Here is a 13,636-nt window from a genome sequence, read left to right on the forward strand (position 1 = left end):
ATCAAAACTCAAAGGACGCCGACAAACCGTAATGAGAGGCATCAGCCGGGGGAGGTCGGAGCGCGGAAACCGGCGCATGGTGAGGTCGAGCCTTTGAGCAGCACAGTCATGCCTGGTGTGAGGTTAAGCCTTCAGGCGGCGCGACGCATGGACATTGCTAATTCAACTTCCTTGATCGTCTTCGGCGCATCGGTGGACAGCACCTCGCGTCCATCGCGCGTCACCAGCACGTCATCTTCGATGCGGATGCCTATGTTGCCGTAGCGCTTGGGCACGCCCGGCGCCCCCGCCTTGAGGTATAGCCCCGGCTCCACGGTCAACACCATGCCGGGCTCGAACACACGCCATTCACCGCCGATCTTGTAGTCGCCGACGTCATGCACATCCATGCCCAGCCAGTGGCCGGTGCGGTGCATATAGTAGGGCTTGTACGCTTCGTCCTTGATCAACGCCGGCAGGCGGCCCTTCAGGATGCCGAGGTCGACCAATCCCCTGGTCACGGTCCGGATCGCCGCCTCGTGCGGCTCGTTCCAATGGTTGCCGGGTTCGATCTTGTCGATGGCCGCCTGTTGCGCCTCCAGAACTATCTCGTAGACCTCCCGCTGCGCCGGCGTGTAGCGGCCGTTCACCGGAAAGGTGCGCGTGATGTCGGCGGCATAGCTGTCATATTCAGCGCCCGCGTCGATGAGCAGGAGATCGCCGTCCTTCAGCGGCGCGTTGTTGTCGCGGTAATGCAGGATGCAGCCGTTGGCGCCGCCGCCGACGATGGGCGGGTAGGCCCATGAGCGCGCGCCACCGGTCATGAAGGCGTGCTGCAATTCGGCCTCGATCTGGTGCTCATTCATGCCCGGCTTGCAGACGCGCATGGCACGGCGGTGCGCGGCGGCGGAAATTTCACCGGCCTTTCTCATCGCCGCGATCTCGGCCTTGCTCTTGAACAACCGCATGTCGTGGAGCACGTGGCCCAGCGCGATGAACTCCTCCGGCGCGCGCACGCCGGCGCGACCGCGGCCGCGCACCAGCGTCACCCAGTTCATCACGCGATGATCGAAATCGGCGTCGTTGCCCATCGTGTAATACACGCGTGCCTTGTCTTCCATCAAGCCCGGCAGGATTTCGTCCAGATCGGTGATGGGGAAGGCGTCATCGGCGCCGTAGTCGCGGCACGCGCCTTCCAGCCCGGCGCGGCGCCCGTCCCAAGTCTCGCGTTCCGGGTCGCGCTCACGGCAAAACAGGATGTACTCGCCATGCGCACGGCCGGGAACGAACACCGCCACCGCCCCCGGCTCGGGAAAGCCGGTCAAATAATAAAAATCGCTGTCGGGACGGTAGGGAAACTCGACGTCGCGGTTGCGGATGCGCACCGGCGAGGTGGGAACGATGGCGATGCCGCCTTGGCCGATGACTTCCATCAGCCGCTTGCGGCGGCGGGTGAATTCCTGCTTGTCCATGTGCGATGGTGCGCGGATCTGCTTGCGATTCGCCCTTTGGGGAATGGGCCTTCAAGGCCGTCAAGCGTAGCACACTTTTCACCCACACCGGACGCTGTTGACCACCCTGAGACGCCGCTCTATATTGGCATGACGAAATTGCACCACTCGATGGCGCGCATGGCCGAGCAGGAAAACGAAAATCTGGAATTGACGTCGCTGGAGGCGCGGGTCGATGAATTGATCCGCACGGTCGAAAACCTGGCGAGCGAAAATCGCGCCCTCAAGAGCCAGCACGCCACGCTGGCCAGCGAGCGGGCGCTTTTGATTGAAAAAACAGAAATGGCCCGCACCCGCGTGGAGGCGATGATCGCCCGGCTCAAGGCCATGGAATCCCGTTCATGAGCGATGCGCCACGGCCGGTGTCCGTCAATATCATGGACAAGGAGTATCTGGTCGCCTGCACCGAGGGCGAGCGGGAGTCCCTGTTCAAGGCGGTGGAATACTTGAACCGCCAAATGAAGGAGTTGCGTGACAGTGGCAAGATCATCGGCGCCGAGCGGATCGCCGTGCTTGCCGCGTTGAACATCGCCAATGAATTTCAGGAGTACAAACGCCAGAAAGAAGGATATACTTCGACCATCGGCAGCAGTCTGAAGCGGATTCAGTCGAAGATCGCCGGCGCCATCATGAAGGGACGTCAGATGGATATGACCGATCCGGTGCAAGGCAGATTGGACGCCTGACGTAATCGCAAGGAGCAGTTGAAAAGTGTCCGGTCGCGGCTGCTTTTCAACAGCTCTTTATAAAAATCAAAGAATTCTCTGGGGTGTACGCCAGCCGGCTTGGTATTCTTGAGCCTATACGTTACATCTCACGGAGCTGCGCCTTAGATGGCGATGTTGTGCACGTCCGCGTCAAGCGGAAAGCCTGATTCGCCGGGCAATGTTCCATCTTGAACCCATGGTTCAAGTCGATGGCCGGTAACGGCATCCTGGAGACCATATTCCACAAAAAGCCCCGTTGCGGGCTTTTTTTCTTCCGGCGGCAAATTGCTATGCAATACTGGCTCATAAAATCCGAACCGTCAGTCTTTTCTATCGGCGATCTGGAGAAAAAGCCCAAACAAACCACCGCTTGGGACGGCGTGCGCAATTACCAGGTCCGCAACTGGCTACGTGATACCATCAAAAAAGGCGATCTCGCTTTCTTTTATCACTCCAGTTGCGAAATCCCCGGCATCGCAGGCGTAATGGAAGTTATAAAAGCAGGTTATCCCGACCCGACCCAGTTCGATCCCGAAGATCACCACTACGATCCAAGCAGCGATCCGGACAATCCGCGCTGGTACTGTGTGGACGTGAAGTTCAAGAGTAAATTCAAGCGCGTCATCACCATCGATGAACTGCGTTCGCATAAACCACTAGCCAAAATGCAGGTATTGCAGCGTGGCAACCGCCTCTCCATTACCCCCGTCACCAAGTCCGAGTGGATTTTTATACTTCACCATAGTGATTAAACATTGAAGCGGAAGTGGACGACATCGCCGTCCTGCATGACGTATTCTTTTCCTTCCAGGCGCCACTTGCCCTTCTCCTTTGCGCCCTGCTCGCCGTTGCAGTCGATGAAGTCCTGGTAGCCCACCACCTCGGCGCGAATGAACCCCTGCTCGAAATCGGTATGGATAACACCCGCTGCCTGCGGCGCGGTGGCGCCGTTCGGCACCGTCCAGGCGCGGCACTCTTTCGGACCGGCGGTGAAAAAGGTTTGCAGGCCCAGCAACTCATAGCCGGCGCGAATGAGGCGATTCAATCCGGGTTCTTCCAACCCCAGCTCAATTAAAAATTCCTTTCGCTCCTCCGGTTTCAATTGCGATAGCTCCGCTTCGATGGCGGCCGAGATCGGCACGCAGCGCGTCCCTTCGCCCTCTGCAATCTTCTGCACCTGCGTCAGATACGCGTTGCCGTTTTTCAGGCCGGCCTCATCGACATTGGCGACATACAGCACCGGCTTCATGGTCAACAGGTTCAAATCGCGCAGCCGCGCCTTGTCCTCGGCATTTGGATTTACTGCGCGCGCTGGTTTGCCCTCGTTCAGCAGTTTCAGAACGCGCTCCAGCAGGTCTTTTTTTGCCAGCAGTTCCTTGTCAGCGCCCGCCTTGGCCTGCTTGGCGACACGGTCCAGCGCGCGGCTGACGCCGTCCAGATCGGCCAGGGCCAGTTCGGTGTTGATGATTGCGATGTCGGCGGCCGGATCGACGCGTCCGATGACATGGACGACGTTATCGTCCACGAAGCAGCGCACGACATGTGCGATGGCCTGCGTTTCGCGGATGTGCGACAGGAACTGGTTGCCCAGGCCTTCGCCCTTGCTCGCGCCGGCGACCAGCCCGGCGATGTCCACGAACTCCATGTAGGTCTGCACCACTTTCGCCGGGTTGACGATGGCGGCGATGCGATCCAGACGCGGATCGGGCATGGCCACCACGCCGACATTCGGGTCGATGGTGCAGAACGGATAGTTTTCCGCCGCGATGCCTGCGCTGGTGAGCGCGTTGAAGAGCGAGGACTTGCCGACGTTGGGCAGGCCAACAATACCGCATTTGAAACCCATGATTTCCTCTTATTCTTCTTCGCCCGTTTCTTTGCCAATTGTGGCGCGGCGGTTCAGGGCATTCATGACCTTCGTATATTCACCCGCAAGCAGAGATGGCATTTCCGCCAGCGCCGATGCAATGGCATCACGGATTGCCTTTTCGTCTTCGGCGGTGGCGCGGTTCAGCACGTGCGGCATGACCCGCTCGCGGTCGCCCGGATGCCCGATGCCGAAGCGCAGCCGGTGATAATCGCCGGAACCGAGCTTGGAGGTAATGTCCTTCAGCCCATTGTGGCCACCGTCGCCGCCGCCGGTCTTGAAACGCACATTGCCGGGGGGCAGGTCCAGATCATCGTGCGCCACCAGGATTTGCCTGGGCTCAAAGTGGTAAAAACGCGCCATTGCGGCGGCCGCGTCGCCGCTCAAGTTCATGAAGGTCGCGGGTTTGAGCAACCAGCGTTCAGCGTCCATGCGCGCCACTTCACCGTGAAATTTGGCTTCGCGCTTGAATGAGGCGCTGGCTGACTGCGCAAGCTGATCCACAAACCAATAGCCGGCGTTGTGGCGGGTATGCGCGTAGTCGGGGCCCGGATTGCCCAGGCCCACGACCAGCCTGATCTCTGCCGGCAACGCCCCGGCTCCCGCCAATTACTTCTTGGCGTCGGCTTTGGGCTTGGCCTCGCCCTTCGCGTCGCCCGCTTTGGCGCCCGCGGCGGGAGCCGCCTTGGCATCGCCTGGTTTCGCCGCGCCAGCCGGAGCTTTCGCATCCGCCTTGGCGCCTGCAGTGGGGGCCGCCGCGCCTTCCGCACCAGCAGCGGCCGCGCCTTCGGCGCCAGCGGCGGCCTCGGCTGCCGCAGCTTCGGGTGCCACTTCGGCGACCGGTTCCTCGATGACACGCGGAATGTGGCAGGACACCACGGCGTGTTCCGGATCCTCCGCCACTTCCACACCCGCCGGGAGTTTGAGTTCAGACAGGTGTAGGGTGTCGTTGACGTGCATGCCGCCGACATCCACCGCGATGTACTCCGGCAGGTCCTTTGGCAGACAGCGGATCTGCACCTCGGACATCAGATGGCTGAGCACCGCGCCTTCGGTCTTCACACCCGGGCAGATTTCCTGATTGAGGAAATGCAGCGGGATGCGCATGGTGAGTTTTTGTTTCTCATCGACGCGCAGCAGATCGATGTGCAGCAGATATGCCTTGTAGGGATGGCGCTGCAAGTCTCTCATGACGACGCGCTGGGTGGCACCGTCGAGCTTGAGCGTCAAGATGTGCGAGTAAAACGCCTCGTGTTCCAGATGCAGCAGCATATCGGTGTTGCCGACCTGGATGGACTGCGGCTCCTTGCCGGCGCCATAAAGTATGCCGGGTACTTTGCCGGCGCGACGCAGGCGGCGGCTCGCACCTTTGCCTTCATCGACGCGCTTTTCGGCGGTGATTTCGAATTGTTGCATGATGACTTCTCCTCAACTATTCAACTGCGTTTAACATACCCGCCCGCGACCAGACGGATTCTTGCACTTCAATTCCCCCTTGCGGGGGCAAACAAATTCTAATCCATGAATAGCGAACTCAGCGACTCGCCCATGCAGATGCGGCGGATGCACTCCGCCAACAAATCCGCCACCGACAGCTGCCGGATGCGCTTGCAGGCCGCGGCATCACCCTGCAACGGGATGGTGTCGGTCACCACCAGTTCGTCCAGCTTTGAATTCTCAATGTTCTGCACGGCCCGCCCGGACAGCACCGGGTGGGTGCAATAGGCCACCACCTTATTGGCGCCGTTGTCCTTCAGCGCGGCCGCCGCCTGGCACAATGTTCCGGCGGTGTCCACGATGTCATCGACGATGATGCAGGCGCGGCCGCTGACGTCACCGATGATGTTCATCACCTCCGACTCGTTCGCCTTCGGGCGGCGTTTGTCGATGATTGCCAGGTCGGCGTCATCCAGCCGCTTGGCCAGCGCCCGCGCGCGCACCACCCCGCCCACATCCGGCGACACCACCATCAAATCCGGCGGCCGGTGCCGCCATAAATCGCCAAGCAACACCGGCGAGGCATATATATTGTCCACCGGAATGTCGAAAAATCCCTGCACCTGATCCGCATGCACATCCACCGTCAACACCCGGTCCACACCGGCGGACTGGATCATGTTCGCCGCCAGGCGTGCCGTGATGGGCACCCGCGCAGATCGGGGGCGCCGATCCTGACGGGCGTACCCCATGTACGGGATCACCGCCGTCACCCGTGCCGCGCTCGCGCGGCGCATGGCGTCGGTCATCACCAGCAATTCCATCAAATTGTCGTTGGCCGGGGCGCAGGTCGATTGCAGGATGTACACGTCCCTGGCGCGCACATTCTCGATGACCTCGATCAGGACCTCACCATCGCTGAAGCGGTCAACGACCGCCTTGCCGAGCGGCAAGTGCAGACAGTTGGCCACCGCCTCCGCCAGCTTGCGGTTGGCATTGCCGCTGAACAGCGTCATCTGATCCAGCGCCACGCCCTGCTCTCCTCGCTTACCATATATATTTGGCCGGGGCGCCAGTCCTATTCCGGGCATCCCGCCCTTCGCCCCTGCGGGGCCAGCGTCGCTACGCTCCGCTGTTCCAATTCGCTCCGGGCGAATTGGCGAACCTTCCAGGTTCTCATCCTGGCATTGCCCACCCATCCATTACGATGCATCACACATCGTATCACTCGAAAATTTTATAAAATTGGCTGGGGCGCCAGGATTCGAACCTGGGAATGCGGGAGTCAAAGTCCCGTGCCTTACCGCTTGGCTACGCCCCAATTCGTCGTCCTGCCCACAACTGATCGCCCAGTTTGCTGGCGATCTAAAGCTTCCATCGCCAGTCCATACTCATCTGGACATTCGCCTGCGCGTGTTCCAGCCGGTCCAGCAACGGGGAGCGATTCAGCGCCCGCACTACATAACCCCGCCATGGCGCGGGAACCTGCATACCCACGGCCCGCGCCCGCGCCTCGGAAGCATAAGCAGCATACACGCAGGAACCCGTGCCGGTCAGCCGCGCCGGCCCGCGCTCTGCAAGCCAGTCCAGAGCGGCCGCCACTGGCGGAAAATGGCGTCGTACCACCGTTTCGCAGTCGTTTCCGACCGCCGTACCCTCAAGGAAGGCGCGAATTGTGATGGGTGAAGTATGACGTGTCAAATCAGGGTCGGCGAAGACCATCGCCGTGGTAACCGAACATTCCGGCTTGATGAGCACAACCCAGGATTCCGGGGGCTCGACAGGCGTGAGCCGCTCGCCGACGCCTTCGGCGAAGGCCGCACGACCATAGAGAAAGATCGGCACATCGGCGCCCAATTCGACTCCAAGTTGGGCCAGTTCTTGATCCGCCAGATGCAGGTCCCAGAGATGATTGAGAGCCACCAGGGCCGTGGCCGCATCCGAACTGCCTCCGCCGATGCCTCCACCCACTGGCAGACGCTTGTCGAGATGCAGAGTAACGCCGGCATCGATACCGGTATGTGTCTTCAACAGACGCGCGGCGCGTACCGCCAGATTCTGCTCCGCGGTGATACCCGGCAGCGGCGTGACGAGGAGGATTTCACCATCATCGCGACGTTCGAAATCAAGCAGATCGCAGCAATCCAGGAATTGAAACACGGTCTGCAATTCGTGGTAACCGTCCGACCGCCGCCCCAGCACGTGCAGGAACAGGTTGATCTTGGCCGGCGCCGGCCAGTGCAGGCTCGTGCTCATCGCATTGTCAATGCAATTGCCATTCCCCGACCACCAGCCGGACCTTCACCGGATCATTCTGCATGTATATCTTTTCCGGCAATTCCAGCCCGCCCACCTTCTGATAGCGCAACACGCTGATCCGCCAGCCATCCTGCTGCAGATCCACCAGATGCCCGGCTTCATCGACGCGTAACTCCTGTGTTTTGCGACCGGGCGCGGGAAGACCCAGCACCCAGTAGCGCATGCCGTACACCGGCAGGCTCCAGCCGAGATTTTCCTGCATCAGCTGACTCGGATCCGGCGCCTCCAGCGTTTTGTCCGGCATGCGTAATTGTACGCGGTCAGGCGCGCCGGTGAGTTCGAAGGTGCCCTGGCTCAGAGGCGCCATGAAGCGCATCTGGTAATGTTCCGCCTCGTTCTTCCATGTGACGCTGGCGGTCCAATTGTCCTGCGCGGTCTCAATGGCCACACGTCCCTGGATGTCCCAACGCTGCAACTGCCGGAGTTGTTGCTGCCGGCGTTGCCACAGGGACAACTCCGGCTTCCCCTCCGGTAGAAAGAGCGGCTTCATCTCGGCACAGCCGGCCAGTCCGAGCAGGCCGAACAGCCAGAATGCGGCGTACCGGCGCCCCACTTAATTTATAATCCGAAGCGGTCGATGACTGTTTTCAGCGTCTTGTCATCGGGCGCTGTTTTCAACGCCGCCTTCCAGATGGCGCGCGCCTCAGCCTTGTCACCCTTGACCCACAATACCTCGCCCAGATGGGCAGCCACCTCGGGGTCCTTGCGCATGGTGTGCGCGCGCTTCAGAAAATCGACCGCTTCATCCCACCGGCCCAGCCGGTAGAGCACCCACCCCATGCTGTCCAGAATGTAGAAGTCATTGGGGCTGAGTTCCAGCGCCTTCTTGATGAGGTCATGGGCCTCCTGATAGCGGGTGGTGCGATCGGCCAGCGTATATCCCAGTGCATTCAATGCCTGGGCGTTGTTGGGATCCAGCTCCAGCAGGTGCCGTAGATCGCGCTCCAGCAGATCCAGCTTGCCCATCTTCTCCGCCAGCATGGCGCGGGCGTAGAGCAGTTCGGCATCGTCACTGTCCTGCAGCAGGCGGTCATAGATGACCATGGCCTGTTCGTATTGGCCGGCCTCGGTCAGCAACTCGGCCTCGGCCCGCACCAGCCGCAGGCGTTGCTCGTCGTTCTCGGCCGGGACGGTCTGCAATGTCTTCTGTGCCTCCTGCACCTTGTTCTGCCGCGCCAGCATCAGCGCCACGCGCATTTGCGCGTCGAAGCGATTCTCGCCGCCTTTGACGCTGCGATACCATTTTGCCGCGCCGGCGTAATCCTTTTGCAGCTCGGCAATCTGGCCCAGATAGAAGCGGCCCTCATCGGCGTGCTCACCGAGTGCAATAAGTTTCTGGAAATGCCGCCGGGCCGCGCCGTTCTGGCTGGCCTCCAGCGCGATCAATCCCAAGGCGAAGTGCACGTCCGCATTTTTAGGTTGGGATTTTTCGACCCGTTCGAACTGCCTGCGGGCGTCATCGTATCGCCGCGCCTCAGTCAGCATGCGGGCGTAGAGCAGGCGCAGATCATCCAACTTCGGACGCTGCTGCAACATTTCTTCCAGCCAGCTGATGGCGATGGCGCCCTGCCCCTGCTTCTCCAGCACGCCGAGGTACGCGGCGACCACGCCAAGATTCTTCGGATCGGTGTCGATCACCTCCTCCATGGCCGTCCGCGCCTTGTCCGTATCGCCGGCACGCAGTGCCAGCAAGGCATAGGCAAACAATGCGTCGGGATTGCGCTCGTGACGGGCGAGCAATTTTTCCATGACATTGAGGGCCACCTGTTTGTCTTCCTGTCGGCTCAGGGTGTTGGCCACCGCCCAGGTGCGCTGGCTCGAGGTGCCGAGCGGCGAGTTCAGCACCACTTCCAGGTGATCCAGCGCTTCATCAATGCGATTTTCCTCAATGAGAATCGAGGCCAGCACCTGCTGGGCCTCCAAATTGTCCGGTTCGAGAAAGACCCAGCGCTGGACGGCCTCGAGGGCATGCTCCTCGTCATGGGCATAAATGGCGATGCGCGTCGCCCGCTCGGCCACTTTGGGGTCAGGCAGGGTGCGCGCCAATTGCATATATTGATCGAGTGCCACGTCCACCTGGCCACGCTGGCCGGCAAGCTCGGCCAGCAGCAGTGCATAGAGCACGTCCTCGGTCAGCCCTTCTCCCGGCGTGTAGTGCAGGTCCAGCGGCGGGATCACCTGCGGCGCCGGGGCCGCCTGGGTGGCGGGCGATGCGGCGGACGTTTCCTGCCCGGAGGTTTTCGGCGGCGTGCCGACGCACCCCGCCAGCAACAAGGCCAGGCAGGACGTGAGCAGCAATAGCCGGCGGGTCAGTAAGGAGGGCATTATGTTCATCAGGACTTCAACGTCCAGCAGATCGGATTAGACGACCGGTCCACTCGATGGTTTCTATGATTATCACTATAGCCTAGTTGGCGGGGGGCGGTCAGCTTGGTCCTCCCGGCATTGCTTGTCACGCAACGTCCCTTACCGCAGAATGCCCGCACGTCCGCGTATTTTCATCGATTTGTGCCATGCCGCTTTCAATCTTTGGTATCAACCACCACAGTGCTCCGGTCAGCCTGCGCGAGCACATGGCCTTCAGCGAGGCCGAATTGCCGGCGGCATTGCGGGGGCTGCGCGCGACTGGAGGCGTGCTGGAAGCGGCAATTCTGTCCACCTGCAACCGCACCGAGCTTTATTGCGTGGTCGATAGCACAGACAATGCCGCGCCCATCGAGTGGTTGCTGGCGCACCATGGCGCCGTGGCGCAAGATTTGCGGCCTTTTCTTTATCATCATCCCGAAACTGGGGCGGTGCGGCATCTGCTGCGGGTGGCCTGCGGTCTGGACTCCATGGTGCTGGGGGAGCCGCAGATTCTGGGTCAGTTGAAGACCGCCTATCAGGCTGCCGCCGAGAGCGGCACCGTGGGCCGCATACTCAACAAGCTCTTCCAACACTCCTTTCACGTGGCGAAAAAAGTCCGCACCGACACCGCCATCGGCAACAGCCCCGTGTCGGTGGCCTTCGCCGCCGTGCGCCTGGCGCAGCAGATCCACGGTGATCTGCGCGCCTGCACCGCACTGCTCATCGGCGCGGGCGACACCATTGAGTTGACGGCGCATCATCTGACCCGCCAGCGCCTTGGCCGCCTGCTCATCGCCAACCGCACGTTGGAACGTGCGCAAGGGCTGGCCTCCCGCTTCGGCGGCTACGCCATGCCACTCGCCGATCTGCCGCGCCATCTGGCCGAGGCCGATATAGTCATCTCCTCAACCGCCGCCCGGCTGCCGGTATTGAGCCGCACCACGGTGGCCGCCGCCCTGCAGGCGCGGCGGCACCGGCCCATGTTCCTGGTCGATCTCGCCGTGCCGCGCGACATCGAACCGGCGGTAAGTGGTCTGGAGGACGTCTATCTATACACCATCGACAACCTGCAATCCGTCATCACCGACAATCTGCGCTCCCGCCAGGCCGCCGCCCTCCAGGCCCAGGAGATCATCGATCTGGAGGCGCACCGCTTCCTCGAGTGGACGCAGCAGCACGATGCCGTCGAACTGCTGCGACAGTTGCGCGGCCGCGCCGAGTCGGTGCGGGATGAATTGCTCGTCAAGGCGCAGCAGCAACTGCAACAGGGCGTGCCCGCCGCCGATGTGCTGCAACAACTCGCCGGCGCGCTCACCAACCGGTTGCTGCACGCACCCACCGTGATGCTCAAGGACGCCGGCATCGACGGCCGCGATGACCTTCTGCGCGCGGCGGCGGAGTTGTTCGATCTCGCCCCCAAACCGGGCAACGGCGGGAATTCGGGCTAAACTGTTCGTTCACCCCATGAAAGACTCTTTGCTGCGCAAATTGCATACGCTCGCCGAACGCCGGCAGGAATTGAACGTTATGCTGGCCGATCCCGGCATCATTGCCGACCAGAACCGCTTCCGTATGTTGTCGCAGGAACTCGCGGGGCTGGCGCCGGTGGTGGCGTGCTTCGATCAATATCGGCACACACAAGAGGCGCTGGCCCATGCCCGCGAGCTGGCCAACGACGCCGATCGCTCCATGCGCGAGCTGGCGCAGGAGGAACTCAAACGCGCCGAGGCTGAAAACCTGCGCCTGGAAGACGAATTGCAGCAGTTGTTGCTGCCCAAGGATCCGGCGGACAACAGCAACATCTTTCTGGAGGTGCGTGCCGGCACGGGCGGTGATGAGGCTGCGTTGTTTGCCGCCGAGCTGTTCCGTATGTACAGCCGCTACGCCGAGTCGCGCGGCTGGAGGGTGGAGATCATCAGCAGCAACGCGAGTGAACTGGGCGGCTACAGGGAGATCATCGCACGCATCATCGGTGCGGGCGCCTATTCCCGGCTCAAATTCGAATCCGGCGTACACCGCGTGCAACGCGTGCCCAAGACCGAGGCGCAGGGTCGCATTCACACCTCCACCTGCACCGTCGCCGTCCTGCCGGAGATGGACGAAATCACCGACATCGAGATCAACCCAGCGGACCTCAAGGTCGACACCTACAGGGCCTCCGGCGCCGGCGGCCAGCACGTCAACAAGACCGATTCAGCGATCCGCATCACCCATCTGCCGTCGGGCATGATAGTCGAATGCCAGGAGGAGCGTTCGCAGCACAAGAACCGCGCCAAGGCCATGAGCCTGCTCAAGGCCCGGCTGCTGGCGGCGCAGCACGAAAAGCAGCAGGCGCAACAGGCCGAGACCCGCCGCAATCTGGTGGGCAGCGGCGACCGCTCGGAACGCATCCGCACCTACAACTTCCCGCAGGGGCGGGTCACGGATCACCGCATCAACCTGACGCTCTACCAGCTCCCCACCCTCATGGAGGGCGACCTCGACGGCGTCATCCAGCCGCTGATTACCGAGCATCAGGCGGACCTCATGGCCGAGCTGGGTGCATAAACAAATGCCATCAGCCCGCACCATGTCATTGTCCTCCACCATCGATGCCGCACTGGCGGCGGCAGCCGCGCAACTTGCGACCGCTGCCGGCACGCCGCGTCTCGACGCGGAATTGTTGCTGGCTCACGCGTTGGACTGCGATCGCGTGGCCCTGCTCACACATGGCGAACAATGGCTTGATGAAGGCACCCTGAGTAAATTCGAGGACTTGATCGCGCGGCGTCAGCGGGGCGTGCCCGTGGCCCATCTTTTGGGCCGGCGTGAATTCTGGTCATTGACGCTGGATGTCACGGCCGACACGCTCATCCCGCGTCCGGAGACCGAACTTCTGGTCGAACTGGCGCTGGCTCGCGTCCCCGTGGAAGCCGCATGGCCGTTTGCTGATCTCGGTACAGGCAGCGGCAACATGGCGCTGGCACTCGGACATGAGCGCCCCCATTGTGCCATCACCGCCACCGATTGCTCTGCGGCGGCTTTGGCGGTGGCGCGGGACAACGCACAGCGGCTGGCGGTGACCAACGTCCGGTTTCTCCACGGTGACTGGTTTGCGCCTCTGCGCGATGAGCGCCATGCGTTGATCGTCAGCAACCCACCATACGTCGCGACGGATGATCCGCATCTGCGTGAAGGCGATCTGTGTCACGAGCCGCAGCTGGCGCTGGTTTCAGGTCCGGATGGATTAGATGCCCTGCGGCACCTGATCCAGTACGCGCCGGAACATCTGCTGCCCGGTGGCTGGCTGCTGCTGGAGCATGGCCATGCGCAGGGGGCGGCGGTGCGCGAACTTTTCAAGGGCCGGGGGTATGATCAAATCGCCACGCACCGTGATCTGGCCGGACACGAACGTGTGACCGTGGGACGCACCTCGCATGACTCTTGATGATTGGCATAAAACGCGCAGATTGAGCGTGGCGGTCTGTTCC

Annotated in this window: 13 protein-coding genes, 1 tRNA gene, 1 other RNA gene and 1 pseudogene; 7 read left to right on the forward strand and 9 right to left on the reverse strand. The window is 61.8% G+C overall.

The window, feature by feature from the left end:
• Positions 1 to 131: 131 nt before the first annotated feature.
• On the reverse strand, positions 132 to 1,451 hold the full coding sequence (gene pepP, locus VMH34_08245) for a Xaa-Pro aminopeptidase (protein HTT08767.1): 1,320 nt from the start codon (positions 1,449 to 1,451) through the stop codon (positions 132 to 134).
• Between the two features lie 159 nt (positions 1,452 to 1,610).
• Between pepP and VMH34_08250 the strand changes: the two genes are divergently transcribed.
• The 4 genes from VMH34_08250 (at position 1,611) to VMH34_08265 (ending at position 2,949) form a co-directional block, all read left to right on the forward strand.
• On the forward strand, positions 1,611 to 1,835 hold the full coding sequence (locus VMH34_08250; protein ID HTT08768.1) for a TIGR02449 family protein: 225 nt from the start codon (positions 1,611 to 1,613) through the stop codon (positions 1,833 to 1,835).
• The gene (locus VMH34_08255; GenBank protein HTT08769.1) at positions 1,832 to 2,176 is read left to right on the forward strand and encodes a cell division protein ZapA; all 345 of its coding nucleotides are present in this window, start codon (positions 1,832 to 1,834) and stop codon (positions 2,174 to 2,176) included. Before VMH34_08250 ends, VMH34_08255 begins: the two co-directional genes overlap by 4 nt.
• A 72-nt stretch (positions 2,177 to 2,248) precedes the next feature.
• Positions 2,249 to 2,435, forward strand: a non-coding RNA gene (ssrS, locus tag VMH34_08260) — 6S RNA.
• Positions 2,436 to 2,487: 52 nt separating this feature from the next.
• Entirely contained in the window at positions 2,488 to 2,949 is a 462-nt protein-coding gene (locus VMH34_08265; GenBank protein HTT08770.1) for an EVE domain-containing protein, read from the forward strand.
• On the opposite strand, the gene ychF is transcribed toward VMH34_08265, so the two are convergent.
• The 8 genes and pseudogenes from ychF to VMH34_08305 form a co-directional block, all read right to left on the reverse strand.
• The gene (gene ychF, locus VMH34_08270) at positions 2,946 to 4,043 is read right to left on the reverse strand and encodes a redox-regulated ATPase YchF (protein ID HTT08771.1); all 1,098 of its coding nucleotides are present in this window, start codon (positions 4,041 to 4,043) and stop codon (positions 2,946 to 2,948) included. The genes VMH34_08265 and ychF overlap by 4 nt on opposite strands.
• A 9-nt stretch (positions 4,044 to 4,052) precedes the next feature.
• Complete coding sequence (pth, locus tag VMH34_08275) at positions 4,053 to 4,655, reverse strand: aminoacyl-tRNA hydrolase (GenBank protein ID HTT08772.1); 603 nt, start codon at positions 4,653 to 4,655, stop codon at positions 4,053 to 4,055.
• 165 nt (positions 4,656 to 4,820) lie between these two features.
• Positions 4,821 to 5,483 (reverse strand): annotated as a pseudogene (locus tag VMH34_08280) (50S ribosomal protein L25/general stress protein Ctc).
• A 95-nt stretch (positions 5,484 to 5,578) separates the two neighbouring features.
• Positions 5,579 to 6,517, reverse strand: coding sequence for a ribose-phosphate diphosphokinase (locus tag VMH34_08285; protein ID HTT08773.1), 939 nt, complete (start codon positions 6,515 to 6,517; stop codon positions 5,579 to 5,581).
• Positions 6,518 to 6,747: 230 nt separating this feature from the next.
• A tRNA-Gln gene (locus tag VMH34_08290) sits at positions 6,748 to 6,822 on the reverse strand.
• Positions 6,823 to 6,866: 44 nt separating this feature from the next.
• The gene (ispE, locus tag VMH34_08295) at positions 6,867 to 7,757 is read right to left on the reverse strand and encodes a 4-(cytidine 5'-diphospho)-2-C-methyl-D-erythritol kinase (protein ID HTT08774.1); all 891 of its coding nucleotides are present in this window, start codon (positions 7,755 to 7,757) and stop codon (positions 6,867 to 6,869) included.
• 7 nt (positions 7,758 to 7,764) lie between these two features.
• Positions 7,765 to 8,373, reverse strand: a complete 609-nt coding sequence (gene lolB, locus VMH34_08300; GenBank protein HTT08775.1) for a lipoprotein insertase outer membrane protein LolB — start codon at positions 8,371 to 8,373, stop codon at positions 7,765 to 7,767.
• 5 nt (positions 8,374 to 8,378) lie between these two features.
• A complete protein-coding gene (locus tag VMH34_08305; GenBank protein ID HTT08776.1) occupies positions 8,379 to 10,145 on the reverse strand; it encodes a tetratricopeptide repeat protein in 1,767 nt (588 codons plus the stop codon).
• Between the two features lie 188 nt (positions 10,146 to 10,333).
• Here VMH34_08305 and hemA point away from each other — a divergent pair, with 188 nt between their 5' ends.
• From hemA to prmC, 3 genes are read left to right on the forward strand one after another with little or no spacing between them, the layout of a single operon-like run.
• Positions 10,334 to 11,614, forward strand: coding sequence for a glutamyl-tRNA reductase (gene hemA / locus VMH34_08310; GenBank protein HTT08777.1), 1,281 nt, complete (start codon positions 10,334 to 10,336; stop codon positions 11,612 to 11,614).
• Between the two features lie 16 nt (positions 11,615 to 11,630).
• The gene (gene prfA, locus VMH34_08315) at positions 11,631 to 12,713 is read left to right on the forward strand and encodes a peptide chain release factor 1 (GenBank protein HTT08778.1); all 1,083 of its coding nucleotides are present in this window, start codon (positions 11,631 to 11,633) and stop codon (positions 12,711 to 12,713) included.
• Between the two features lie 4 nt (positions 12,714 to 12,717).
• Positions 12,718 to 13,593, forward strand: a complete 876-nt coding sequence (gene prmC, locus VMH34_08320) for a peptide chain release factor N(5)-glutamine methyltransferase (protein ID HTT08779.1) — start codon at positions 12,718 to 12,720, stop codon at positions 13,591 to 13,593.
• The last annotated feature ends 43 nt before the right edge of the window (positions 13,594 to 13,636 follow it).

The organism is Gammaproteobacteria bacterium (assembly GCA_035501935.1).
In the GTDB taxonomy this organism is placed as follows: domain Bacteria; phylum Pseudomonadota; class Gammaproteobacteria; order JAJPIJ01; family JAJPIJ01; genus JAJPIJ01.

Bases quoted from the DNA above. Each gene is read 5' to 3' on its own strand.
- pepP (HTT08767.1), bottom strand. From the start codon at position 1,451: ATGGACAAGCAGGAATTCACCCGCCGCCGCAAGCGGCTGATGGAAGTC.
- VMH34_08250 (HTT08768.1), top strand. From the start codon at position 1,611: ATGGCCGAGCAGGAAAACGAAAATCTGGAATTGACGTCGCTGGAGGCG.
- VMH34_08255 (HTT08769.1), top strand. From the start codon at position 1,832: ATGAGCGATGCGCCACGGCCGGTGTCCGTCAATATCATGGACAAGGAG.
- VMH34_08265 (HTT08770.1), top strand. From the start codon at position 2,488: ATGCAATACTGGCTCATAAAATCCGAACCGTCAGTCTTTTCTATCGGC.
- ychF (HTT08771.1), bottom strand. From the start codon at position 4,043: ATGGGTTTCAAATGCGGTATTGTTGGCCTGCCCAACGTCGGCAAGTCC.
- VMH34_08285 (HTT08773.1), bottom strand. From the start codon at position 6,517: ATGACGCTGTTCAGCGGCAATGCCAACCGCAAGCTGGCGGAGGCGGTG.
- ispE (HTT08774.1), bottom strand. From the start codon at position 7,757: ATGAGCACGAGCCTGCACTGGCCGGCGCCGGCCAAGATCAACCTGTTC.
- VMH34_08305 (HTT08776.1), bottom strand. From the start codon at position 10,145: ATGCCCTCCTTACTGACCCGCCGGCTATTGCTGCTCACGTCCTGCCTG.
- hemA (HTT08777.1), top strand. From the start codon at position 10,334: ATGCCGCTTTCAATCTTTGGTATCAACCACCACAGTGCTCCGGTCAGC.
- prfA (HTT08778.1), top strand. From the start codon at position 11,631: ATGAAAGACTCTTTGCTGCGCAAATTGCATACGCTCGCCGAACGCCGG.
- prmC (HTT08779.1), top strand. From the start codon at position 12,718: ATGCCATCAGCCCGCACCATGTCATTGTCCTCCACCATCGATGCCGCA.